This window comes from Burkholderia sp. D-99 (assembly GCF_011605345.1).
GTDB lineage: Bacteria > Pseudomonadota > Gammaproteobacteria > Burkholderiales > Burkholderiaceae > Burkholderia.
Genome location: NZ_JAAOXM010000003.1, coordinates 225332 through 250697, shown reverse-complemented (window position 1 = coordinate 250697; position 25366 = coordinate 225332). Strand labels below are relative to the sequence as shown.

General features: G+C 65.9%; 19 protein-coding genes. 5 read left to right on the top strand and 14 right to left on the bottom strand.

Features of this window, described 5'->3' with window-relative positions; translation table 11 throughout:
* Positions 1-44: 44 nt before the first annotated feature.
* On the bottom strand, positions 45-1439 hold the full coding sequence (locus HAV18_RS15055; RefSeq protein WP_166957158.1) for a phosphomannomutase/phosphoglucomutase: 1395 nt from the start codon (positions 1437-1439) through the stop codon (positions 45-47).
* 263 nt (positions 1440-1702) lie between these two features.
* Between HAV18_RS15055 and HAV18_RS15050 the strand changes: the two genes are divergently transcribed.
* Genes HAV18_RS15050 through HAV18_RS15030 form a run of 5 tightly spaced genes read left to right on the top strand, consistent with a single transcriptional unit; the run spans position 1703 to position 7140 of the window.
* Positions 1703-2959 carry a lipopolysaccharide biosynthesis protein gene (locus HAV18_RS15050; protein ID WP_166957156.1) on the top strand — a complete coding sequence of 419 codons (1257 nt, stop codon included), beginning with the start codon at positions 1703-1705 and terminating at the stop codon, positions 2957-2959.
* Positions 2956-3780: a glycosyltransferase gene (locus HAV18_RS15045; RefSeq protein WP_166957154.1), complete on the top strand. Its 825-nt coding sequence runs from the start codon at positions 2956-2958 to the stop codon at positions 3778-3780. The genes HAV18_RS15050 and HAV18_RS15045 overlap by 4 nt, the downstream gene beginning before the upstream one ends.
* A gap of 51 nt (positions 3781-3831) precedes the next feature.
* Positions 3832-4968: a glycosyltransferase family 4 protein gene (locus HAV18_RS15040; protein ID WP_166957152.1), complete on the top strand. Its 1137-nt coding sequence runs from the start codon at positions 3832-3834 to the stop codon at positions 4966-4968.
* A 15-nt stretch (positions 4969-4983) separates the two neighbouring features.
* The gene (gene galE / locus HAV18_RS15035; protein WP_166957150.1) at positions 4984-6006 is read left to right on the top strand and encodes a UDP-glucose 4-epimerase GalE; all 1023 of its coding nucleotides are present in this window, start codon (positions 4984-4986) and stop codon (positions 6004-6006) included.
* 27 nt (positions 6007-6033) lie between these two features.
* Complete coding sequence (locus HAV18_RS15030) at positions 6034-7140, top strand: glycosyltransferase (protein WP_166957148.1); 1107 nt, start codon at positions 6034-6036, stop codon at positions 7138-7140.
* 91 nt (positions 7141-7231) lie between these two features.
* On the opposite strand, the gene HAV18_RS15025 is transcribed toward HAV18_RS15030, so the two are convergent.
* The 13 genes from HAV18_RS15025 to HAV18_RS14965 all read right to left on the bottom strand — a co-directional run bounded on the left by HAV18_RS15025 (position 7232) and on the right by HAV18_RS14965 (position 25347).
* On the bottom strand, positions 7232-9115 hold the full coding sequence (locus tag HAV18_RS15025) for a nucleoside-diphosphate sugar epimerase/dehydratase (protein WP_166957146.1): 1884 nt from the start codon (positions 9113-9115) through the stop codon (positions 7232-7234).
* 17 nt (positions 9116-9132) lie between these two features.
* Positions 9133-10152: a glycosyltransferase family 4 protein gene (locus tag HAV18_RS15020; protein ID WP_166957144.1), complete on the bottom strand. Its 1020-nt coding sequence runs from the start codon at positions 10150-10152 to the stop codon at positions 9133-9135.
* A 4-nt stretch (positions 10153-10156) separates the two neighbouring features.
* Positions 10157-11107: an NAD-dependent epimerase/dehydratase family protein gene (locus HAV18_RS15015; RefSeq protein ID WP_166957141.1), complete on the bottom strand. Its 951-nt coding sequence runs from the start codon at positions 11105-11107 to the stop codon at positions 10157-10159.
* Between the two features lie 31 nt (positions 11108-11138).
* On the bottom strand, positions 11139-12188 hold the full coding sequence (locus HAV18_RS15010) for a glycosyltransferase (RefSeq protein ID WP_166957139.1): 1050 nt from the start codon (positions 12186-12188) through the stop codon (positions 11139-11141).
* Positions 12185-12823, bottom strand: coding sequence for a histidine phosphatase family protein (locus HAV18_RS15005; protein ID WP_166957137.1), 639 nt, complete (start codon positions 12821-12823; stop codon positions 12185-12187). Before HAV18_RS15005 ends, HAV18_RS15010 begins: the two co-directional genes overlap by 4 nt.
* Positions 12820-13788, bottom strand: a complete 969-nt coding sequence (locus tag HAV18_RS15000; protein WP_347814757.1) for a glycosyltransferase — start codon at positions 13786-13788, stop codon at positions 12820-12822. The genes HAV18_RS15005 and HAV18_RS15000 overlap by 4 nt, the downstream gene beginning before the upstream one ends.
* A 30-nt stretch (positions 13789-13818) precedes the next feature.
* A complete protein-coding gene (locus tag HAV18_RS14995) occupies positions 13819-14859 on the bottom strand; it encodes a glycosyltransferase (protein ID WP_166957135.1) in 1041 nt (346 codons plus the stop codon).
* 9 nt (positions 14860-14868) lie between these two features.
* The gene (locus tag HAV18_RS14990) at positions 14869-18678 is read right to left on the bottom strand and encodes a glycosyltransferase family 4 protein (protein ID WP_166957133.1); all 3810 of its coding nucleotides are present in this window, start codon (positions 18676-18678) and stop codon (positions 14869-14871) included.
* Positions 18675-20606, bottom strand: coding sequence for a glycosyltransferase (locus tag HAV18_RS14985; protein ID WP_166957131.1), 1932 nt, complete (start codon positions 20604-20606; stop codon positions 18675-18677). Before HAV18_RS14985 ends, HAV18_RS14990 begins: the two co-directional genes overlap by 4 nt.
* The gene (locus HAV18_RS14980) at positions 20599-22008 is read right to left on the bottom strand and encodes a glycosyltransferase family 4 protein (protein ID WP_243771650.1); all 1410 of its coding nucleotides are present in this window, start codon (positions 22006-22008) and stop codon (positions 20599-20601) included. Before HAV18_RS14980 ends, HAV18_RS14985 begins: the two co-directional genes overlap by 8 nt.
* Positions 21899-22876, bottom strand: a complete 978-nt coding sequence (locus HAV18_RS14975) for a glycosyltransferase family 4 protein (protein WP_166957129.1) — start codon at positions 22874-22876, stop codon at positions 21899-21901. Before HAV18_RS14975 ends, HAV18_RS14980 begins: the two co-directional genes overlap by 110 nt.
* 123 nt (positions 22877-22999) lie before the next feature.
* On the bottom strand, positions 23000-24127 hold the full coding sequence (locus tag HAV18_RS14970) for a glycosyltransferase (RefSeq protein ID WP_166957127.1): 1128 nt from the start codon (positions 24125-24127) through the stop codon (positions 23000-23002).
* Positions 24124-25347, bottom strand: a complete 1224-nt coding sequence (locus HAV18_RS14965; RefSeq protein ID WP_166957125.1) for a glycosyltransferase — start codon at positions 25345-25347, stop codon at positions 24124-24126. The genes HAV18_RS14970 and HAV18_RS14965 overlap by 4 nt, the downstream gene beginning before the upstream one ends.
* Positions 25348-25366: the final 19 nt, after the last annotated feature.

Sequence of the window (25366 nt, the reverse complement as noted above, 5' to 3'; positions counted from 1 at the left end):
TGGACCCACCCTCGCGCCGTTGGCGGCCCGCCGGCCGCCGACACTCAGAACGGCAGCTTGACGTCCGGCTTCGCGGCCGTCAGCACGCGGCGGAAGTCCTCCTGGATGCGCTCGAGCCCTTCCTGCGTCTCGGCTTCGAAACGCATCACGACGACCGGCGTCGTGTTCGACGAACGCGCGAGGCCGAAGCCGTCCGGGTACTCGACACGCAGGCCGTCGATCGTCACGACTTCCTCGGCGCCGTCGAACTTCGCTTCTTTCTGCAGCTTGTCGATCAGGCGGAAGTTCTCGCCTTCGTCGAGCCAGAGCTGCAGTTCGGGCGTGCTCATCGCGTCCGGCAGCCCGTTCAGCAGCGCGCTCGGGTCGGCCGTCTTCGTGAGGATCTCGAGCAGGCGCGCGCCCGTGTAGAGACCGTCGTCGAAGCCGTACCAGCGATCCTTGAAGAACACGTGGCCGCTCATTTCACCGGCGAGCGGCGCACCCGTCTCGCGCAGCTTCGCCTTCACGAGCGAGTGGCCCGTCTTCCACATCAGCGGTTCGCCGCCCTTCGACTTGATCCACTGCGCGAGGTGACGCGTGCACTTCACGTCGTAGATGATCTGCGCGCCCGGGTTGCGCGACAGCACTTCTTCCGCGAACAGCATCAGCTGGCGGTCCGGATAGATGATCTGGCCGTCCTTCGTGACGACGCCGAGGCGGTCGCCGTCGCCGTCGAACGCGAAACCGATTTCGGCGTCGGTGTCCTTCAGCGCCTGGATCACGTCCTGCAGGTTTTCCGGGTGGGCGGGATCGGGGTGGTGGTTCGGGAACGTGCCGTCGATGTCGGTGAAGCGCTCGACGAGTTCGCAGCCGAGCGCCTTGAACAGGCGCGTCGCGAGCGGGCCGGCCACGCCGTTGCCGGCGTCGACGACGAGCTTCATCGGGCGGGCCGGCTTGATGTCGCCGACGATGCGCGCGATGTATTGGTCGGCCACGTCGAACTGTTCGTACGAGCCGTTGCCCGTCTCGAAACGCTCGTCGACGATGCGGCGGTACAGCGCCTGGATCTGCTCGCCGTAGATCGCGCCGCCGCGCAGCACCATCTTGAAGCCGTTGTAGTCGGGCGGGTTGTGGCTGCCCGTGACGACGATGCACGAATCGACGCGGCGCTCGCCGCCCTTCAGCGCGAGCGGGACGTTCGCCGCGAAATAGCCGACCGGCGTCGGCACCATGCCGACGTCGACGACGTCGACGCCCGCCGCACGCAGGCCGTCGGCAAGCGCGCCGACGAGCTCCGGCCCGGACAGGCGGCCGTCGCGCGCGACGACGACCGCATCGCCGCCCTGCGCACGCACTTCGCTGCCGAATGCCCGGCCGATCCCGCGCGCCGTGTCGACGTCGAGCGTCTTGCCGACCACGCCACGGATGTCATATGCCTTGAAGATGGATTGGGAGATCATCGATTCTCTTCTCTCAGTTGCGTGCATGGAAAATTGTCTGGCTTGCCTGGCCGCCGCTCGCCGGTGCCGCGCATGATACATGCTGGCCCGGCGCGGAGCGCAACCGCTGGCGCGCAACGGCGGGAGCGACCCCGATCCCACTTATAATCGCGGGTTTTGATGACGCGCATGCCGCCCATTTTAATGCCTAGCCGTCCCGCCGCCGCCAACCTGCAGCCTCCGGGCGCCCTGCCGGCCGCCCTGCGCGCGCGCCGCCACAGCGCATGCTGAAGCGCTTCGGCAACCCGGACGTCGCGAAGGCCGTCGCGAATCTGGTCTGGCTGGGGCTCGAACGGCTCACGCAGATCGGCGTCGCGATCGCGATCAGCGGCCTGCTGGCCCGTTATTTCGGGCCAGATGTGTTCGGCAAATGGCAGTATGCGAATACGCTCCTCCTGGTACTGGCGCCGCTCACCTGGGTGTGCGGCGCGGAAATTCTCGTCCCGACCATCGTCCAGCGCCCGCCCGCCCAGCTCGGCGCGGTACTCGGCAGCGCGTTCGCGCTGCGCATCGCCGTCTCCGCCGCCGCGCTCGTCGCGACCTGGATCGCGATCGCCGCGGGCGCCTTCGATCCGCTGGTCGGCGCGATGCTCGCGGGCCTGGCGGTCACGATGGTGTTCCGCGAGCCGTTCGTCGGCGTCATCAACGCGTGGCTGCAGAGCATGACCTACAGCAAGCCGCAGCTCGTCGCCAGCATGGTCACCGCGCTGGCGAAGGCGCTGCTCGTCTGGCTGCTGGTCCGCGCGGCCGCGGGCCCCGCCCGCTTCGCGTGGCTGTGGGCGCTCGAGGCCGCCGCCATCGGCTTCGCGCTGCTGCTGTACTACCGGCATCGTAACGGCGGCGCACTCGGCTGGACGTTCGACAAACCGCTGTTCAGGCACTTTGCGACGGCCGGCACCGTGTTCTGGCTCGGCCTCATCTGCATGTACCTGTTCCTGAAGCTCGACCGCCTGATGCTCGAGCGTCACGTGTCGTTCGCCGATCTCGGCCGTTACTCGGCCGCGCAGCAGCTCAACGAGAACTGGATCACACTCGCGCTGATGCTCGCGCAGACGATCGCGCCCGCCTTCGTCTACCGCGTGCAGGACGTCGCGCGGCTGCGCCGCAACATCGTCCGGCTGATCGCGATGACGGCCGGCCTGATGACGGCCGGCGCGCTCGTGCTCGACGCCGCCGCCCCGCTGATCGTCGGCAAGGTGTTCGGCCACGGCTACGAGGCCTCGGTCGACATCTTCCGCTGGGCGGTCTGGCTGTCGGTGCCGGCCGGCATCGAGGCGATAGGCAATCTTATCGTTCTCAAATATCAAGCAAAATTCGTATTGCTGGCGAAATGGCTGCTCGCGCTTGCGATCGCCGCGCTCGTCAACCTGTTCGCGATCCCGCGCCTCGGCCTGTACGGCGCGCTCGTCGGGCTGGCGGCCGGCTATCTGGCCGCCACCGCCGTCAATTTTTATTACATCCGTTTCAAGCTGCGACCATGACGTCCCCTGATTGCCCGCCCCCGCTCGACGACGTGGCCGTGCTGATGCCGGCCTACAACGGGCACGACGACGTCGTTCGGACCCTCGCCTCGTTTCGCGAGGACACGCCCGTGCACGTGCTGATCGTCGATGACGGCAGCACGCCGCCGATTGTCGCGCCCGACCTGCCCGGCCTCACGATCGACGTGCTGCGCATGCCGCAGAACGGCGGCATCGAGCGCGCGCTCGCGGCCGGCATCGACGCGCTCGCCGCGCGCGGCTTCCGCTTTGCGGCGCGCATCGACGCGGGCGATCTCGCCGCGCCGCAGCGCCTCGCGAAGGAGCGCGCGTATCTCGGCGCCCACCCGCGCGTGGCCTGCGTCGGCATGTGGACGCAGGTCGTGTCGCGCGCCGGCGAACCCCGCTTCATGCTGACGCCGCCCGCCGATCCGCGCACGCTGCGCCGCACGCGCTTTCTGCGCTCGCCGCTCGTGCACCCGTCGGTCATGCTGCGCATCGACGCCGTGCGCGAAGTGGGGAACTATCGCGCCAAATACCGTGCGGCCGAGGATCTCGATCTTTTTTTACGGTTAATGCAACGTTACGATTGCGCGAACCTGCCGGAACTCGGTCTCTATTACGAACTGAACGAGGGCGGGATCAGTGCGACCAAGCGCCGGCGTCAGCTGGTGTCGACGCTCACGCTGCTGCTGAGCCACTTCAACGCGCTGAACCCGTACGACTGGGCCGGCCTCGCCAAGAACCTGCTGCATTTCGTGACGCCGTACCGTACGTTGCAGCGGATCAAGCAGACACTGTTCGCCGCCCGGCCGTCCGCCTGACGCGGATCCGGCGCTTTCGGCCATTTCGACGCTTTATTTTTTTCTTTTTTCATGTCCGCCACCTCCCCGCTGCGCATCGCGCTCGTCTGCAACACGGCCTGGGCGATCTACACGTATCGCCACGGGCTGATCCGCGCGCTCGTCGCGCGCGGCGCCGAGGTCGTCGTGATTGCGCCGCACGACCGCACGGTACCCTTGCTCGAGCAGATGGGCTGCCGCTACGTGGCGCTCTCCGTCGCGTCGAAAGGCACGAGCCCGCGCGAGGATCTCGGCACGCTTGCCGCGCTGGTGCGTCACTACCGCGCGCTGCAGCCCGATCTCGTGTTCCACTACACGATCAAGCCGAACATCTACGGTTCGGTCGCCGCGTGGCTAGCGCGCGTGCCGTCGATCGCGGTGACGACAGGGCTCGGCTACGTCTTCATCCAGAAGAGCCGCGCGGCAAGCGTCGCGAAGCGCCTGTACCGGTTCGCGTTCCGCTTCCCGCGTGAAGTCTGGTTCCTGAACCGCGACGATCTCGCCACCTTCACCGACGAGCAGTTGCTCGCGCATCCCGACCGCGCACGGCTGCTGCACGGCGAAGGCGTCGACCTCGAACAGTTCGCGCCCGTGCCGCTGCCTGCCGGCGACGCCCCCGTCTTCATCCTGATCGGCCGCCTGCTGTGGGACAAGGGCGTGCGCGAGTACGTGGAGGCCGCGCGCATCGTGCGCGAACGCTTCCCGAACGCGCGCTTCCAGCTGCTCGGGCCGCTCGGCGTCGACAATCCGAGCGCGATCGGCCGCGCGGATGTCGATGCGTGGGTCGGCGAAGGCGTCGTCGAGTATCTCGGCGAAGCGCACGACGTGCGCCCGCATATCGCGGCGGCCGACTGCGTCGTACTGCCGTCGTACCGCGAAGGCGTGCCGCGCACGCTGATGGAAGCGTCGGCGATGGGCCGCCCGATCGTCGCGACCGACGTGCCGGGCTGCCGCGACGTCGTCGCCGACGGCGAAACGGGTTTCCTGTGCCGCGTGCGCGACGGTGCGAGCCTCGCGGAGCAAATGATTCGCATGATCGCGCTCGGACCGGAAGGCCGGGCGGCGATGGGCGCACGCGGCCGGCACAAGGTCGCGGCGGAGTTCGACGAGCAGCAGGTCGTCGAGTGCTACAGGAAGACCATCCATTCGTTGACCGGATTCACACTCTGAAGGAGCGCATCTGCAATGACCGCTAAAGGCACCATCCTCGTTACTGGCGGCGCGGGCTATATCGGCTCGCATACGGCCGTCGAGTTGCTCGGCAACGGCTACGATGTCGTGATCGTCGACAACCTCATCAACAGCAAGGCAGAATCCGTGCGCCGCATCGAGCGGATCACGGGCAAGACGCCCGCGTTTCATCAGGTCGACGTGTGCGACGAAGCCGCACTCGCCAAGGTGTTCGACGCGCATCCGATCACCGGCACGATCCATTTCGCGGCGCTCAAGGCCGTCGGCGAATCGGTCGCGAAGCCCCTCGAGTACTACCAGAACAACATCGGCGGCCTGCTCGCCGTGCTCAAGGTCATGCGCGAGCGCAACGTGAAGCAGTTCGTGTTCAGCTCGTCCGCGACCGTGTACGGCGTGCCCGAGCGCTCGCCGATCGACGAATCGTTCCCGCTGTCCGCGACGAACCCGTACGGCCAGTCGAAGCTGATCGCCGAGCAGATCCTGCGCGATCTCGAGGTATCCGACCCGTCGTGGCGCATCGCGACGCTGCGCTACTTCAACCCGGTCGGCGCGCATGCGAGCGGACTGATCGGCGAGGATCCGGCCGGCATCCCGAACAACCTGATGCCGTATGTCGCGCAGGTCGCGGTCGGCAAGCTGGAAAGGCTGCGCGTGTTCGGCTCCGACTACCCGACGCCGGACGGCACCGGCGTGCGCGACTACATCCACGTCGTCGATCTCGCGAAGGGGCACATCGCCGCGCTCGACGCGCTGGCGAAGCGCGACGCGAGCTTCGTCGTGAACCTCGGCACGGGCCAGGGCTACAGCGTGCTGGAAGTCGTGCGCGCGTTCGAGAAGGCATCGGGCCGCCCGGTGCCGTACGAGCTCGTCGCGCGCCGCCCGGGCGACATCGCCGAGTGCTACGCGAACCCGCAGGCCGCGGCCGACATCATCGGCTGGCGCGCGACGCTCGGCATCGAAGAAATGTGTGCCGACCACTGGCGATGGCAGGAGGGGAACCCGCGCGGTTTTGTATAATCCGCTGTCCATTTTTCGAGCGATCCCATGCTCAGCTTCGCGTCCGGCTTCATCGTCTCCCTGCTCGTCACGCTGTTCATCGTGCGCTACGCGCACCTTCACGAGAAATTCTCGGTCGACAGTGACCTGGCCGGCGTGCAGAAATTCCACGTGCGGCCCGTGCCGCGGGTCGGGGGCATCGGGATCCTCGCGGGCGTCGTCGCATCCGCCCTGATCTTGCTCGAGCGCTATCCGACGATCGCCGGCAGCATCCTGGGCATCACCGCCTGCGGAATGCCGGCGTTCCTGTCCGGCCTCGTCGAGGACCTGACCAAGCGCGTGTCGCCGCGCGCGCGGCTGCTCTGCACGATGGGCGCGGCCGCGCTCGCGTTCTGGCTGATGAACATCGCGGTCACGCGCATCAGCGTGCCGCCGCTCGATTTCCTGCTCCACTACGCGGCCATTTCGGCGTTCATCACCGTGCTCGCGGTCGCGGCGCTCGCGAACGCGGTCAACATCATCGACGGCTTCAACGGGCTCGCGTCGATGGTCAGTTTCATGATGTTCGCGTCGCTCGCATACGTGGCATTCCAGGTCGGCGACCCGGTCGTCATGTCCGCGTCGATCATCATGATGGGCGCCGTGCTCGGCTTCTTCCTGTGGAATTTCCCGGCCGGGCTGATCTTCCTCGGCGACGGCGGCGCGTATTTCATCGGCTTCATGCTCGCGGAACTCGCGATCATGCTCGTGATGCGCAACCGCGAGGTATCCGCGTGGTACCCGGTGCTGCTGTTCATGTATCCGATCTTCGAAACCTGCTTCTCGATCTACCGGAAGAAATTCATCCGCGGCATGTCGCCCGGCATCCCGGACGGCGTGCACCTGCACATGCTCGTGTACAAGCGGCTGATGCGCTGGGCCGTCGGCACGAAGCACGCGCACGACCTCACGCGCCGCAATTCGCTGACGTCACCGTACCTGTGGTTGCTGTGCCTCGTCGCGGTAATACCCGCGACGCTGTTCTGGCGGCACACGGTGCACCTGTTCGTGTTCGTCGTGCTGTTCGCGCTGACCTACGTGTGGCTGTACATCAGCATCGTGCGGTTCAGGGCGCCGAGGTGGATGGTCGTGAGGAAAGAGCGGCGCAGCCACTGAACGGCCCGCCGGCTTCCGGACAGAAAAAAGCGCCCTGCGGGGCGCTTTTTAATTGCCGTTGTCGTGCGGTTCGGCCCCTTGCCCGGCCGGGTCACCCGTTCGATACGACACGCACCGACGGCACGCTCTGCAGCGTCGGGGTAACGGTCGTCTGATATTCAGGCACCCAGCGCCGCAGGTCGCGCCGCACTTCGTCATCGGGTAGTACGCGATGCTGCATCAGCCACGGCAGCAGCTCGTCGAGGAAATTGTCCGGCACCTCCCGCGCACGTGCGATCCGCAGCTTCGGGTGCGGGGTACGCGTCGTCGCCTCGTCGTCCGCGAGCAGCTCCTCGTAGAGCTTCTCGCCGGGCCGCAGCCCGGTGAACTCGATCCGGATCTGCTCCTCCGAGAAGCCGTACAGTCGGATCAGGTCGCATGCGAGATCGACGATCTTCACCGGCTCGCCCATGTCGAGAATGAAGATCTCGCCGCCGTGCCCCATGCTCGACGCCTGCAGCACGAGTTGCGATGCTTCCGGGATCGTCATGAAGAAGCGTGTGATCTCCGGGTGCGTGACCGTCACCGGGCCGCCCTTCGCGATCTGCTGCTGGAACTTCGGAATCACGCTGCCCGCGCTGCCTAGCACGTTGCCGAAACGCACGGTTTCGAATTGGGTGCGCCCGCTCGTCTGCTGCAACGCCTGGCAGGCCATTTCCGCAAGGCGCTTGCTCGCGCCCATCACGTTGGTCGGATTGACGGCCTTGTCGGTCGAGATCAGCACGAAGTGACGCACGTCGTGGCGGATCGCCGCACGGGCCACGCGGTACGTGCCGAGCACGTTGTTGCGCAGCGCCTGCCATGCGTTGTGCTCCTCCATCAGCGGCACGTGCTTGTAGGCGGCCGCATGGAACACGATGTACGGCGCATGGCGCGACATCACCTGGTCGAGCAGCAGCGAATCCTTCGCATCGCCGATGAGCGGCAGGACCGGCAGGTCGGGGAAGCGCTCGCGCAGTTCCTCGGTCAGCCGGTACATCGCGTATTCGGACAGGTCGAATGCAACCAGTTGCGCCGGCGCGAAACGCAGGATCTGCCGGCACAGCTCGGAGCCGATCGAGCCACCCGCACCCGTCACCATCACGACGCGGCCGCGCAATAGCGCCTCGACGTGCGGCGTGTCGATCGTGACGGCATCCCGGCCGAGCAGATCCTCGAGATCGATGTTCCGCACCTGCGACAGGAAGCCCTGCCCCGGCATCAGCGCGGTCAGCGACGGCAGCACCATTGCCTTCACGCCGGCGCGCACGCACAGCGTCGCAACGCGACGCTGCATTTCGACGGAGGCCGACGGAATCGCGATGATCGCGTACTCGACCTTCATCGAATCGGTCCAGTGTGCGAGATCGTTGATCGAGCCGAGAACCTTGTAGCCATAGATCTCGCGCCCCTGCTTCGTGGTGTCGTCATCCAGCAGGCCGACGAGCCGCCACTCGCCCGAGCGCGACAGTTCGCGCGCCAGACTGGCGCCGGCGGTGCCGGCTCCAAGCACCAGCACCGGCTTGCCCTGCCCGACGAGGCCGCCGTAAAGGTAGAACTCCTTCGTCGCACGGTAGAGCGCGCGGGCACCGCCCATGATGAGGAACAGCAGGATCGGCGAGAGCAGCAGCACCGAACGCGGAATGATCGGGTGCGGCTGGAACATCACGGCCCCGACCATGACGACGAGGCTGCCGACCACGACCGCCTTCGAAATGCGCATCAGGTCGGGAAGGCTCGCGAACACCCAGAGGCCGCGATACAGGCCGAAAGCGTGAAACATCAACGCGTAGACGGGCAGCACCCAGCCCAGGGCACTGAGTGCACCGTGCAGGAAATCGTCCGGAACGACGCCGTTGAAACGGACCAGGTAGGCGACCAGCCACGAGGCCACGACAGCCAGCAGGTCGAACAGGAATGCACTGAACGACAGCCATGACGCTTTACGGCGAAACATCGGCGTCACACCTCGATTTACTTTGAAACGGTTGTTTGAAATTTGCGCCAGCGCACATCAACGACGTACCCCAGCATCGCCAGCACGCCATACCACGCCAGTACGGCAACCCATTGCAGATGTGCAGGCAGGCAAAGCGCCCACGTAGCGGCGATTATGCCTGCTCCCATCACCGCATACCAGCAGCATGCCGTGCGTGCATGTCCGATCCCGGAGCGCACCATCCGCTGATAGTAATGCTCACGATGCGCCTGCCAGAACTTTTCGCCGCGCAACAAACGTTTCAGCAATGTAACCGATGCATCCGCGATGAACGGCGCGAACAATTGAGCGGGCAACCAGATCGGCCAGACACCGCTGCGCCATCCATAGAAACCGAATGCGCCCGCTAGAAAACCGAGCGAAATCGATCCGGCATCGCCAAGAAAAATCCGGGCCGGATGGAAATTGAGCACGAGGAAACCGGCGGCGGCGCCAGCGACCACGGCAGCGCACCATGCGAGATCGGCCGACGGATGCGGCCCGGCCAGCGCGACGAGCGCATAGCCGCCAAAGCCGAACACCGCCATGCCGCCCGCGAGCCCGTCCGCGCCATCCATGAAATTGTAGAGATTGACCAGCCAGACCATCAGGAAGCCGATCCCGACGAGCATCCACCACGGCAGTCCGGCCGGATAAGCCAACAGAAACGCGGCGACTGCGGCGACGTGGCCGGCGAATCGCACGCGGGCCGGCAGCCCACGCCGATCGTCGATCTGCGACAGCAGCGCCAGCGCGGCCGCTGCGAGCACGACGACCCGCAGCGACGGCGAGAAGAACCCCACCAGTACGCACACGACCGGCACGATGCCCCAGCCGCCCACCCGCGGTGTCGGGCGCGTGTGAAGCGAGCGATCGTTCGGCACGTCGGTCGCGAGCGACCATGCCAGCCCCGAGCGCAGCAGGATCCACAGGATGCCCGCACTCAGGCAGGCCGAGACGACCGTACCGACGATCGCATGCGTCGCCGCATTGGAGAGAAAGGTGTCGATCTGCATAGGCTCAGTGTGTGGCGCGATACCACCGGGCCGTCTCGCGCAACCCGTCCTCGAGCGTGAACGGCGGGTGCCAGCCGAGCACCTCCCGGATGTGCCGCGTGTCGAGCCGCAACTCGCCCGCGAGCCGATCGATTTGCGCGGAACGCCCCGTCAGCCGCCCGGCCGCGCGCAGCCACGCTGCGGGCACCGGAATCAGACGCGCACGGACATGAAGCGCGGCCGCCATCAACCGGGCCAGTTCCGCGACGCCGGGATCGCGATCGTCGGCAACATGAAAGGTCTCGCCCGCTGCCGCCGCATCGACGGCACACCGTACGAGCGCGTCGGCAAGATTGTCGACAAAGACCAGGCTGCGACGTGCGTCGACTGCGCCGAGCGGTAGCGGCACCCCCTTCGACACGACGTCCATCAGCCGCAGGAAATTCGCACGCACGCCGGGCCCATAGACCAGCGGCGGCCGCACGATCACGATTTCCATGCCGCTGCGAGCGCCGAACTCGCGCAGCGCCTGCTCCGCCTCGAGCTTCGAGCGTCCGTATGGGTCGTCCGGGTGCGGTTCGTCGCCCTCGCCCAGCGGCGCCCGCCCGCTGCTGCTCTCGCCGACCGCCTTGATGCTGCTGGCATAGACGAAACGCCGCGCGCCCGCGCGCCGGGCGGCTTTCGCGACACGCAATGCGCCGTCGACATTCGTCCGACGATAGGCCGCCAGCGGGTCCGCGTCGAGGTCGTCCATCACGTGTACGCGCGCGGCCAGATGAATCACGGCCTCGCAATGCAGCCAGTCCGGCCACGCGGCCTCGATACCGGCGAAATCGGCGGCGTCGAATACCCATTCCCGCGCTATCGGTTCCGGCTGCGCACGCCTGACGATTCCCGCCGCGCCATAACCGTATTCGGCCAGCCGCCTCAGCACGGCATGGCCGACGAATCCGTTCGCTCCCGTCACTGCAATCATGCGTCGTCCGCCATCGCTCGAAATGGAGCCGTTACCGCCGGCTGCCCGAAATCACTTCGGATAACACATCGGCGCTCGCGCTCACGTGGTGGTTGCGCATCACGTCTTCGAATGCCGCCATCCGGATGCCGGTACGCAACGCGCGATCGCCGGCGAGCCGTTCGAATGCGTCGACCCACCCGTCGAAGTCGTTGCTGACGAGCAGGCCGGTCATGCCGTCCGACACGCTGTCGACGTAGATCGGTGCGCGCGAGTAGATCCCCGGCACCTGCGCCGCACCGTAATTCAGATACTTGAACGGGTTCTTGCACGCGTTGAACTCGGCCGCCTCCGCGTCCTCGCTGCTGCCGAGCGGCGTAATCGCAAACTGGTAGCGCCCGGAGACGAGCGCGTGCATATAGTCCGCGTACGGCATCCGGTTCGTGAAATGCAGGAACGGCAACGAGAACATCTCCGGGAACGGGTCGCCGTAGAAGTCGAGCACGTACTCCGGGTGACGCAGGAAGAACACCTGCAGCGCCGTCAGCAGCATGTCCTTCGCGGCCTGCAGTTTCAGGAAATCGGCATTGGTGAACACGATGCGCGGCGGCGACGCTTCCTCGCCGGCAGCACAGGCGGGCGTCACGTATTTCTCGACCCACATGCCGTTCGGAACGAGTATCGCGTGCGGCACGATCGGCTGGATCTTGCGCAGGAGCGTGGTGTTCGCGACCGTCACAGCATCGGACAGGCCGATCAGTTCATGGATCAGGCCGAGCTTCGTGTTGTTGCCCTGACCGCCGCTGTAGCGCGGAAACGAGAAGATCCAGTCGTCGACATCATAGACGACGCGCACGCCACGTTCGCGTGCACGCTTGACCAGTTCGACGGCCTGCCGCGAACTGTGCTTGCTCAGGATCAGCACGTCGCACCAGTCGACGCCTGCCCGCGCACATTCGTCGTTTTCCGAAATCGCCGTGAATGACAGCTCGCCGCGCGCCTCCATGAATTCGAGCACTTCGGTGATGCGCGCCGCCACCGACAGCGACGGAACGCCGAACGCTACGTGCGACTCTCGCTGCAAAGCCAGGATTTTCGTCATGATGCTTGCCGCCCGCCCGCGCCACGCATGGCGGCCGGCAAATTCGATGCAGGTCCGAGCGAAAAGCCGAGCAGGCGGCCCGTCGGCTCTCCGTCGTGCAGCCGCACATCGACGACCGAAAGGCTCGCATGACCGGGCAGGAACGCGGGGAAGCGCGCCATGCCGATTCCGGTCACCTGCTGCAGCACGCACGAGATCGGCCCGGAGTGCGCGACGACCATCATGCGCTCGCAGCGCTGCTCGAGTTGCGCGCGCAACCAGCCCAGCACGCGCTCGTTCAACTCCAGATGCGATTCGCCGCCCGGATAGCGATTGGCGGGATGATCGTGAAAGTGCGGCTCGGCAGCGAGAAAACGCGCAAGCGTCCAGTCGGCCACATCGCCGGCGTCGGTTTCGCCCACACGCGCATCGACTTCCCATCGCGCATGCGGAAGCAGCAGGTCGGCCGTCTGGCGCGCACGATTCCACTGACTGACGACATGGCGGTCCGCGACGATACCGGTCTCTGCCAGCCATGCCGCCATGCGTGCGCCTTGTACCAGTCCCTCGTCACTCAGCACGTCCGCCGGCGTCCCGGTCACGAGACCGGCTTCGTTCGCGCGCGAGCGGCCATGCCTGACTAGGTAGAGCATCATTTCGCGATGCCTCGCAGGATGTCGATCAGCGGATCGATTGCGTCCGGCAGGCAGAATCGCGTGAGTTCGTCGACCAGCGACGGATTCTCGGACGGCATCGCGAGCACCGCGTCGACGCCCCGCGCGATATCGGCCTCGTCGGCCGGATCCGCATAGATCGCCGCGTCGCCGAAATGTTCGCGCGACCAGTCGGAGCCGCTCAACAACAACCGGCAACCGGCGAGGCCCGCCTCGATCGCCGACAGGCCAGGCGGCTCATGCGACAGCTCGACGTAGAACAGCGACTCTTGCAGCGCGGCACGCACAATTTCCGACTTCTGCGGCAGCCCCTTGATGAACAGCACGTTGTCGCGGCCGGCCGCGCGGCATGCCTGGTAGTACGCCTCGTCGCGGCTGCGACCGACGAGCACGAGCGGAATACCCTTCTCGCGCAGCACGCGCACGGCGGCAAGCTGGTTCTTGTTCGGCTCGATCACGCCGAACCAGATCGCGTAGCGATCGACGCCATAGAGGCTCTTGAAGAGCCCCTGCGGCGCAGGGCGTCGATACGCCGCATCGGCGCCCACGGTGATCCGGCACGCCTTGTCGGCGGGCAAACCGAAACGTTGCGCGAAGTGCTGTTGTTCGGCGGCCGACTTGAAGATGACCGCGTCGGCAAGGCTGACGTGACGGTTGACGAGCGCCTCCGGCGTCTCGGCGGAATCGCGCACCCACAGGTTCGGCCACAGCGCGACCGGCTTGCCGCGAGCCTTGACCGCCTCCAGCAATTCGAGACCGCCTCCATGCACCGAGAAATGCAGCACGACGTCGTAATCGTCGATCGAGCGCGCATAGGGCCCGTAGATATCGACGATCATCCCGCGCTGCTTCAGGCTATCCGCAACGGAGAAGATCTCGTACTCGCCACCGCCACGCACGAGGAATGCCTGATGGTAGGTCGTAATTAGTACGCGAGGATCCAACACTTTGATATCCAACGAAAATAGCCGGCAATATTAGCGTGCCGAACCCAGAATGGCACGGAAAACCTCGTCGCTGGTCTCGTCCAGCAGCGCAGCGGCGCGGCGCCTGCCTGACGCCGCCGCTTGCATGGCACGCGCCGGGTCGGACGCCACCGCGGCGATTGCATCGATCGCCGCCGACGGTGAATCGAAGATGAAGGCAGCACCCGCCCCCACCTCGCTCGCCGCCGTTCCGTCGCGCACGAACGACGGAAGGCCGAGATGCATCGCTTCCAGGACGGGGACACAAAAACCTTCATGCCTGCTCACGGACAGCAACGCATCGGCGCGATCGAAGCGGTCGAACAGGTTCTCGTCGTCGACCATCCCCGCGAACTCCACGAACGGTGCCACGCCAAGCGCCTGCGCGCGTTCGACCAGGAAGCCCGCGTACTGGCCATTGGGTGCCGTACCGATCACCTGCAGCCGCGCATCGACACCGCGCTGGCGAACGCCGGCGACGATATCGATCGCATCCTCGATCCGTTTGTGCGGCACGACGCGACCGACAACCAGCAGCACGAACGGCGCGCCGGCCGCACGCTCGGCACGCGGTGGCGAGACATGACGAAACACCGCCATGTCGGCCGCGACCGGCGGCAGGATCCGCACGTCTTCGGGCGCGACATGCGGCGCGAGCGAACCGGCGGTGAAACGCGAATTCGCGAGCAGCGAGCCGAATCGGGCGAGAAGCGGGAACTGCTCGATCGACTTCGCGCAAAGATCGGCCGTCACCGGCTCGAATTCGCGCAACAGCTCGGGCGACGTCACGCCGTGGAAATAGCAGAGCTTCTTCCCCGGCAGCGCCAGCACGCGCTCGAACAGCGGATCGTGGATCGAGTAACTGACCCACAGCGTGTCGTCGTCGGTGATCGTATCGAACAGGGCTTCCATCGGCGCGACATCGCCTGCGTAGTGCTGCGCATGCAGGCTGACGTCGTAGCCGAGCCGGCGCGCGACGCGCGCGACGCCGAAACAGTGATTGCCTACCGCATCGCCGGGGAAAATGTCGGGGGCCGCGATGAAAAGACGCATGACGATTCCTTATTCCAGCAGGCCGAGCGTCCGCAAACGCCCGACGTAGTTGCGCCCGACAGCCGCCGGCGCATAATGTTCGATGATGTAGGCCTTGCCATTGGCGGCACGGCGATCGCGCTCCGCGGCATCTTCGACGCAACGCAGCATGCACTCCGCGGCGGCGTCGACGTCAGCGTCCCACCAGAACTGCCCGTCGCCGAAACTGTACTCGCCGGGAAGCACGGGCACCACCTCACCGCCCACCGGAAAGGCAGTCGCATCGGTCGTGAAATCACGATTGCCCGAAAAATCCGAAGCGATGACCGGCTTGCCGAGCAGCATCGCTTCCGCGATGTTGCGCCCGAAGCCTTCCGCGCGGTGCAGCGACACGAAGCAATCGCATACCGACTGCAGACCGATCACGCGCTCCCGCTCGAACGCTTCCGAAATGATCGTGACACGCGGATCGTTGCGCACGAGCTCGAGCACCGCGTCCCACTGAGGCGACGACCTCCCCATGTTCATGGTCTTGAGCACGAGATGCACCCCGGACACATTGCCCGGAAATGCCCGCAGGAACGCGCGCACGACCGCCAGCGGATTCTTGCGATAGACGCTCGAGTTGCCGTCGAGGATATGCAGGAATGCGAACGCGCGTTGCGGCACGCCGAACATGTCGCGTGCGTACGAGCGCGTCAACGGCGGCAACGACACGGCCATCGGCATCACGTAGACCGGCTTGTCGGTCGCACCTCGCATCGCGTCGGCCGTGAATTTCGTGCTGGACCATACCTCGTCCACGACGTCGAGCGCCGCTTCCAGACCGGCCGGATAGCGCGGCAATTCCCATTGCCAGCAGCCGATGTTATAGCGCCCGCCGAGTATCGCGTTGCCGGTGGCACCCAGCAGCCGGATCGTCTCGTAGTGCGGCAGGAAAATCAGGTTCGTCCGGTACAGCGGCTGGTCCACCTCGAAGTATTCGAGCGTCCGATCGCCCTGGCGGGCGCCGATCGGGAGCGGCACGCGCGGCACGCATTGATCGCAATCGACCTCCGCGAGTGCACGCGACGCCATCCGGACATCCTCGCCGATACCGAGTTCGCCACGCCCGAAGCCGACGATGTTGACACCGCCATTGCGCCACGCGCCTTCCCACGGGATCTGCCGGCTGCCGTGGATGACGGGCGCATCCTGCGCCGGCGGCGGCAGGCCGATCTCGAAGCGTCCGAAATCCATCAGCCACTGGTTGAGCCCCGCACGTGCCTCCGACGTCTCGATGTCGAACGCAGCGCGCAAATCGTCGCGCGCCTCGTGCAAGGCCTGGGCAAGCGGATGCACATCGCGCCACGCGGCCGGATCGGCGTCGTCGCCAATGCCGAGCATTTCGCGCGTCAACGCGAACGGCAACTGCAGGCGGCCGCCGATGAACGCGCGCGCCCACCACAGCGTGAGTGCGCGGCGTCCTGCCGACTGCGCAACGTCGATGTCGCCGTCGCGCGCGCACAGCTGGCGCATGAGCCGGGTGATCGGCATCGGCGCATCCTGTTCGACAGTCGGATCGATCTCGACATAGGCGCTCGCCGGAACGAGCGGCGCGAATCGCCGGTCGTGCATGCCGAACGCGATCCACCATTCGACGAACGCCGCACGGCCCTCCGGCGTGCCGAGGTCGGCGATCGCCGCGAGATCGGCACGGGCCACATGCAGCGCACGCAACCCCTGCGTGATCGGCAGGCAGGTATCCTGAACGACGTCGGGTGCCGGTGCGACGCAGACGTCGCGATTCATGAAGCCGCTCAGCGCCGGATCCTGCAGCGCTTCGGTGATCCACCAGCCAACCAGCGCGCGCCGGCCGGCCACCGTGCCGAGATCCATCGATTGCAACAGGTCATCGCGCGAATGATGGAAGGCGCGCATTCCGCGCGTGATCGGCAGGCTCGTGTCCTGTGGCACGGCCCGATCGACCTCGTCGAAGAGGTCGGCGGGAATCAGCTTTGCGATTGCGGGCCGCTTGCGACCCTCGTGCATCCACCATGAAATCAGGCGGGTCCGCCCTGCCGGCGTCGCCAGATCGAGACCGGCAAGGTCGGAGCGCGCGCGCGCGAACGCCAGCAGCCCGCGCGTGACGGGCAGCGGAGTATCCTGCTCGACCGCATCGGACGGCTCCACATAGGCGGATGCCGACATGAAATTGTTGAGTGCGTGGTCGAGGCGGCCATCGTTCATCCACCATGAAATGAGTGCCTCGCGGCCCGGCGGCGTGGACAAATCGATGCGCGCCAGATCCTCGCGGGCGACGTGCAGGGTCAGCAGACCACGCGTAATCGGCAGCGACGCATCCTGCACGACATCGGGTGCGGATTCGGCATAGATTTTCACCGGCATGAATCCGCGATAACGCGCATCGCGCCGCCCTTCGCCGATCCACCATGCGACAAGCATGCGACGCCCTTCCCGGGTCGACAGGTCAATCTCACTGCGCAAGTCATCACGTGCGTCGCAAAGCGCGCACAGGCCACGCGTCAGCGGAATCGGCATGTCCTGCTCGACCGACTCGTCCGGTTGCAGGTAGACGGAAGACGCAATGAAGTCCCGGTAGTCCGGGTTCAACCTGCCGTCGTTGCTCCACCAGCGAATCAGATTGCGTCGTCCGTCAGCGTCGTTCAGATCGAACGCTTCGCGCAGATCGTCACGGGCGAGGTATGCCGCATGCAGCCCGCGCGTCAGCGGCAACACACTGTCCTGCGGCAGGTCGTCATCGGGTTTCGCGAGCCACGCGCGCTGCTCGTCGTCGATCGCGACGCCCTGATTCAGATGAATGGCCGCACAGTGCAGCGGCCGGGCAGGATCCAGGTACTGGCGCAACACGGCGTTGCCCAACCACAGCGCATCGATCACGCTGGTCCGGCCGAACGGCTGATCCCCCGGGAGATGAAACATCCGCTGGAATCCGTTGGTTCCGCGATGATTCGTCAGGTCGATGCCGGGTTCGACGATCGGATTGCCGAACAGATACAGGTTCCGCTCGACGACCTGGGTACATTCGTCCGGAATCTTCGTCCCGTCGCGACTGAGCCCGCGGGAATGCAGCCACGTGTAGTCGACGATCTGCGCCCCGCTTTCGCGCAGTCGCATCGACAGGCTGTGTTCGTCGATGATCGACATTGCCTTCGCACGAAAACGCTGCAGATTCTCGTCGGACAGTTCGAACACCGAGTGCCATTGGCCATGCGGCAACCCTTCGCCGGTCAACCAGTCGACCAGGTACTGGCGGTAGTTCTCCGACAACGGCGCATCCTGCCGGAACGGCGCCGTTCGCGACGACGTGAAAAACAGGTCCGACGGGAACTGGCCCGCGAACGTCCCCAACGCACGGATGCGCTCGGGCACCGCAATCAGGAACTTCGAACAGCCCCAGGTCTGGAAACTGCGGCCCAGCAGGCGCGCGGGCGCCGGATAGGCGTCGACATGCGCGAGGACGACGTGGCGATTCTTCGCCGCGAACTCGAACATCCCGTAATTGATGTACGGATAGAAGCCGTTGTATTCGTTCTCGAACGCCGACGTCACGACATGAACGAGATCGTAGCGATCGAGGGTGGGCCCGAGATAGGCGAGCGCCGTATCCCAGCCGCTGAACTCACGGCGCGTGTTGTCGCCGCCGATCAGCACCGCCTGCGAACCCAGCCTCGCATGCACGCCAGGCGGCAGCGCGGTGTCGATCAGCAGCGCATCGTAGTCGAGGCCGCCGACACGCTGGTACATCTGACACAAACGCTTGAATGCGCCCTGATAATCCGCGTCGCCGTAGCGCACGAAAAGGGTCAGTAACTTCATTCCTCCAGCTCCACCTCGAATATGACCTTGTTCTGGTCGGCGTTCGTCCAGCCGGCCCGTTCAACGTCGAACTGGCCTGCACGGTAGAAAAACTCCAGTCGCCCGAGACTGCGCTCGACGCTCGCCGCATCGATACGCTCGGCGGCAAGCGCCAGGACTTCGCGAGCGGCCTCGGTCCAGCCGAGAATCTCCCGCGGCCGTCGCACCTGCGTGCGCGTCGCGCTGAGCGCGCCCGCATCATCAAGCACGGTGCGAACCGCACGCAGCAGTTCGGTCCTGCGGTTGAACGGCACGATGCCGTCGACCGGGCTCACGCGCTCGCGGATTTCCTCGATCAACGCACTGTCGCGGGCAATGATCTGTTTGCCGTACGCCAGCGCGTGGAGCACCGGCAAGCCAAAGCCTTCGTAGTAGGACGGGAACACGAGGCACGCGCAATCGCGGAACAGGCGGTCGACATCTTCGTGCGACAGCCTCCCGGACGGCAGTTGTTCGACGTTCGGAAACTGCTCGCCGGTCTCGCCGAGCACCTTGATGCGCGTCTCGGGAAAACCGGCAGCCAGCACGCGGACCGCTTCGGCCAGGCCCTTGTGGTAGTACTGGTTACCGACCACGAGAACATAGGGCTCCGCCACGGCCGGCGCATCGCCGGGGGCCTCCTTGAAATATTCGGCCGGATCGAGCGAGCAATACGACACCACGGACGGCACGTCGCGCGCGGCGGGGAAGCGCTCCTCGAACGCACGGCGCGTATAGCGGCTGATATAAATGAAGCCGTCCGAGTGATCGGCAGCGGTACGCCATACACCGTCGATGTGCGGCATCCGGATGTAGTGGCAGTCCCACGCGATCGCGTCCATGATCAGATACAGGTTGACCATCGATCGCCAGGCCTGGTCGCGCAGTTCGCTGAAGCTCCACGGCTGCGACAGGCGCACGCTTGCATCGAACAGGTCGTGTTCGCCGAGTTCGAAAACCAGCGTGCAGTCCGGCATGTCCCGCAATCCGTGGAAGTCGGCCGACTGTGGGAGCACCCAGAAACACGGCTCGATGTGATACTCGGCCGCCAGCGCGCAGATCGGCCGCATCAGCGACAGGATATGCTGCGCGGTGCCGTTATAGCCCGGCGCCAGGTTGCGGATATCGAACAGCACACGGCGTACAGCTTTCGGTCTGAGCGCATGCCACAGCATCTTCTGAAGCCGCTGCTCCGGAAATTCGCTCTGACGCTCGAGCGCACGGTAGAAATCGGATGCTCGATCGATGACGGGCGCCGCGGTGGCGACCGCAAAATCGCCCGACTCGCGCGCAAGGAACATCGCACGATTGCAGACGACCGCGCTATAGCCGCGGCGATTGGCGCGGATGAAGAGCGCGGCCAGCGCATCGGACAGATCGAAGGTCGAGCCGTCAAGGCGACCGAAGTTGTACAGCACATTGGCGCGCACGAGCACCGGCGCAGCCTGGACGATGCCACCACCGAGACGCTCGGGCAGCGCTGCGAGAAAACGCTCGAATGCTTCCGGATGCTCGAGGGCCGGTTCGCCCGGCGTGCGCGGCACGGACGCGGACCCGCCCACGTTCGTACGCGGCAGCGCAAAGCCGTACAACGGATCGGCGGCGACGCCCGCGCACAGCGCTTCCAGCGCCTGCGCATCGAAGCGGTAGGCCGGCCCGACGAACAGCACGTCGGTGTCCGCTTCGATCAACGGATACAACGCGCGATTCAGCGCGGCGTAAAAGCCCGCGGCGGTGTCGACCGCAATGCCGTCGCAGTCCGCGGCCGCAGCCGCGTCCAGCGCAGCCTGCGCACCCGCATGCGCGAACACGACGACATGGCTCGCATGCGCGCGCCATGCGGCCAGTTGCTCCGCTCCCGCATGAATGCCGGCCTCCGGCGTAACAATGATCGCGATTCTGTTATCCATTCTGCACCTCCCGGATGCCAACGGGCCGACGCGCTTCGATGGCGGCGCACAGGTCGCCATACACGCGCTCGGCACGGAAGTGTTCGTAAATAAATGCATGCGACGACGCCTGCATGGCCAGACGCCGCTCGTGCGAGCGAAGAATGTCGGCAATCGCATTGGAGAACGTCACGACGTCGGTCGCGATCACGGCCGGCACATCGCCGAGTTCGCGCAGGCCGTCCGCAGCCGAGGGCCACGCGACGTGCGCCTTGCCCCACGCGAGCGCCTCGATCGTCTTGATCTTCAGGCCGGTCCCGACGCGGCAAGGATTCACGACCACTTCGGCTTCCGCATATTCGGTGTCCAGGCTTTCGACGAATCCGAGCAACGCCACCGTCGGATCGTCGCACGTCACCTCGCGGCACACCTTGCCGACGACGCGCAGCCGCGCGTCCGGACAGGCCTGCCGGACCAGCGGCCACGTATAGTCGAGAAAATCCTGCGTGCCGCGCACGTTGAACTCGTTGCCCGACGCGACGATCAGCACGCGCCCCGGCACGACCGCGGCCGCGTCCGCCTGTTGCGGCACCAGATCGAAACTCGTCAGCAGCACCTTGCGCGACGGAACAAGTTCGGCGATCTCGTCTTGCTCGACACGCTGGATGGCGAGAACGACGTCGGCGCGCTGCAACAAGTTACGCTCCTGGTCGTCCGTCAGGCTGAGGCCGTAGTTCTTGATGCCGTACTGCTCGACGGTCGCCTGTTTGCGGCAGAACAGATCGTGCGCATCGATGACCTTGAGCATGTCGGCGCATTCAGGCAACTGGAGAATGCGGCTCATGAACACGTATTGCGCGATCACGACATCCGGTTGCAGATCGGCTGCGATCGCGGCCACCTCGTCGACGAACCATGCCGGACAGAAACCGTCCTGGATCTGCGCCAGCGCCGGATCGTCGAGCCCGAGATCGACGGTACGTGTGGTTGCACCGGGCACGAAACGATTGTCGAAAACGTGCAACTGGTCGACGACACTGCGCAAACCGACGATGCATTCGTTCGGCACCTCGGTATCGCCAAGCGGCTTCAGCACGAGCGTGATCCCGTACCCGCGCTGACGGAACCATGACAACATCTTGTAGATGCGAATCTCGTTGCCGGCCGCCGGCGGATACGGCAACACGTGCGTGACCATCATCACGTGTGGTGTCGACTGCACCCGAGCGGGTGCGAACAGGTCAGGTTTCATATATTCCCATTGCCATGCGGCAGACAACGGTCCGGGCCAACGGCGTGGACCGTTGCGTTGCTCATACCAGTTGACGATAGATGTCGCGTAACACACCCGTCGTGCGGGTCCACGTGAATGCGGCCGGGTCGAAACCGGGCGCCTCGGCGAGTTGCGCGTCGCGGCCCGCATCGATGAGCGCGCGCAGCTTGATGCTCATCGTGTCGATCGCGTCAGGCGCGACATAGTCGGCCCGCGCGCCGAAGTATTCGGCGCACGACCCTTCCGACGTGATCAGCAGCGGCGCACGTTGCGCGGAGGCTTCGAGCGCAGCGAGGCCCGGCGTCTCCAGCGTGCTCGGCAGGCAGAATGCATCGCAGCCTGCATAGCCGGACAGCAGCAGGTCGTCGTGCGGCATCACGCCGGGATAGATGACCTGCCCGCCCCCCTCTTCCAGCACCGCATCGGCATAAGCGGTATCGCGTTTCGCGCCCACCAGCACCAGCTTCACGTCCGGCAGCGCCTTCATCGCGCGCACGAGCGCGAGCTGGTTCTTGCGCGGCTCGATGTTGCCGACGTTGAGCACGAACTTCCCTTCGAGGCCGAAATGGCGGCGAAATGCCTCCGGCGGGACCGACCGCAGAAACAGCTCGTCGATTCCGTTGTAGACGTGCGCGAACCGTTCGCGCGGTAGGTCCAGCACCTCGGCGAGCGTGTCGCTCTCCACGGCGGAATTCGTGACGATGACGTCGGCGAGGCCAAGCTGCGCACGGATTTCGTCGATCGGATACAGATGTCGGGTCGCGTCGGTAATCCACAGGCTGGCCGAGATCACGAGCGGCAAGCCGAGTCGCTTCACGAAATGGCAGAAATGATAGGAACCGCTGATACACGAGAAGAAATGCACGACATCGTGTTCCAGAAACCGCGGCTCCCACATGTTCATCAGCGTCGCGTCAATGCCATGCGCCGGCAGGTGCTTGTGATACGCGAGCAGCTGGACCTCTCCGCCGCCGGGCGTATGAAATGCCATCGGATAAGTGGCAAAGAGTACCTTCATAGATTTTGTCTCGATTGCAACAAAAAGGGCACGAATCACCGTCGTGGACCTGACCGACGATTTTACCGGAGCGGGCCGTCGGTCAATTCACCGAAATGACATATGACGGCACGCCCGGCCCGTTCAGCGCCGCACCTGTTCGTACAGCGCGCCATACGCCTGTCCCAGCGCGTCGCTTGAAAACAGCCGTTCGTACCGCGCGCGCGCCGCACCGCCCATCCGGGCGGCCAGTTCATCGTCGGCAAGCAGCCGGCCTGCCGCGTCCGCCAGCGCCGCCGGCTGCTCCGGCGCGACGACGAACCCGGTGATGCCATCCTCGTTCACGTAGGACGTGCCCGAGCCCATTTCGCAGCAGACGGTCGGCTTGCCGAACATCTGTGCTTCGACCAGCACCATGCCGAACGCTTCCGAGCGCAGGTGCGACGGCAGCACGAGCGCCCGGCACGCCGCGAGCAGCGCGATCTTCTCGTCGTCGGTCACCTGCCCGGCGAAGACCACGTTGCGCGCGCCGAGTCGTTCGGCCTGCGCATGCAGGTTGGCCTGCTCGGGGCCCGACCCGGCGATCACGATCGGCGCGCCGATTTGCGCTGCCGCGTCGATCAGCGTGTGAAAGCCCTTGTAGTAGCGCAGTACACCGAGCGCGAGCAAGAAAGGCTTGCCCGCCAGCGCGGCAAGCTCCGGGCGCGCATGCGCGAGCGCGAACGTGCGCGGCGTGTCGCGATAGTCGGCTATGCCGAGCGGAATCGTATGAAGTTGCCGCGCGGAAACGGCCGACGTCAGCACCGGGCTGGTTCGCGCATAGGCAGGCGAAGTCGCGACGACGGCCGACATCGCCCTCAACGTGCGCCGCATCAACGGCCCGTAGACAGCGCCGAGCAGCTTCTGCCGCACGATGTCCGAGTGATACGTCATCACGGCCGGCTTCCGGGTCCGGCCGAGCAGGTGCAGCACGTCGGCGAAGGGCCACGGGAAATGGAAATGGACGACGTCCGCCCAATCGACGAGTTCGCGATAGCGCCGCAACGCGTCGATGCCGCCGAGATCGCACGATGCCGGCGCGGCCCATGAGCGGGCCCGCACGACCCGCCCCTCGTCGCGCTCGACGCAAGTCGGCTCCGGCGTCGGCGACAGCGCGAAAATGCGCGCGTCGACACCGTAGCGACGCGTCGCCATCGCGATCTGGCGGATCGCCTCCTGCAGCCCGCCTGGCGGATCGGGAAAATAGGTCCGGTAGACGTGCACGACGTTCATGCGCCGCCTCCGGCCACCACACACCGCTGCGCCGGTGGCTGGCGCGCGTCGCCAAACGTGAGTGCGAGCATCTTGTCGAGGCGGCGATCCCACGTGTTGTCTCCGACCGCTGCCTGCGCTTCGCTGCGATCAAGCTTGCCGCGTGCGAGCTGACGCTCGATCGCAGCGACGAACGACTGCAGATCGCCACCGACTTCGAGCCCGGCATGCGGATCGCGTGCGAAGTCGAGCGGGGTCGACACGACCGGCAGGCCGGCCGCGAGGTATTCGTAGAACTTCATCGGAAACATCGAGCGCGTGTAGTCGTTCAGCAGCGTCGGCAGCACGCCGACACGCATCCCGCGCAAATAGGCGGGCAGGTCGCTGTAGTTCCGGTAGCCGAGCAGGTGTGCATTCGGCAATTGCGCGAATTCCGCGAGCAGCGGGCTGCGCTGCCCTTCACGCTCCTCGCCGATGATGACCCAGTGCCATTCAGGCCGGGCTTTCGCGGCAGCCAGCAACAGCGGCATGTCGATCTTGAAGTCGGACAGCACGCCGTGATAGACGAGACGCGGCTCGGGAATCGCCGCAAGCTCCGGCGGCAACGGTGCGTCGTCGAGCGCCGTGCCGAAATGCGCGGCATCGACGACGTTGCCGAAATAGTGCGTGTTCGGATTGTGCGGCGCGCATTGCGACTGCAGGGCCGGCGCCGTCGTGAACACCGCGTCGCTCGCGCCCAGCAGAAGGCGTTGCGCGCTGCCGAATGCGTCGACGTCGACGCCCGGCACCGCACCGATATCGTCCACGCAATGGTAGACGAGCGGCCCGCGATGCAGGCTGCGGATCGCGTCGAGCATGAACGGATGATAGGTCCACACGACCGGCGTGTCGAAACGCCGGCCGCGCGCGAATCGGCTGACCGTTGCCCGCAACAGGAACTGGTTCAGCACGCGCACGAGCGGCCAGTGATGTTTCGCGGGAATGAGCAGCGGCGACAGCACCCAGACATTCTGCGCACGTCGCGGCGGCCCGAGCACGAGCGATTGCACACCGCGCCACAACCGGCGCCACAGGCGTGTCCAGTCGCGGCCGCTGCCGACCTTCGGCGAACGGAACCCCACGCTCTCGACGTACAGCACGCGCCATCCGCGCGACGCGAGCAGGCTTGCCGTGTGCTGCTTGTTCGTCCAGTACGGTTCGTCCCAGTCCGCGGTCGAGAACATCACGCAGTCGCGCGGCATCAAGCTGTCCGGCGCACGC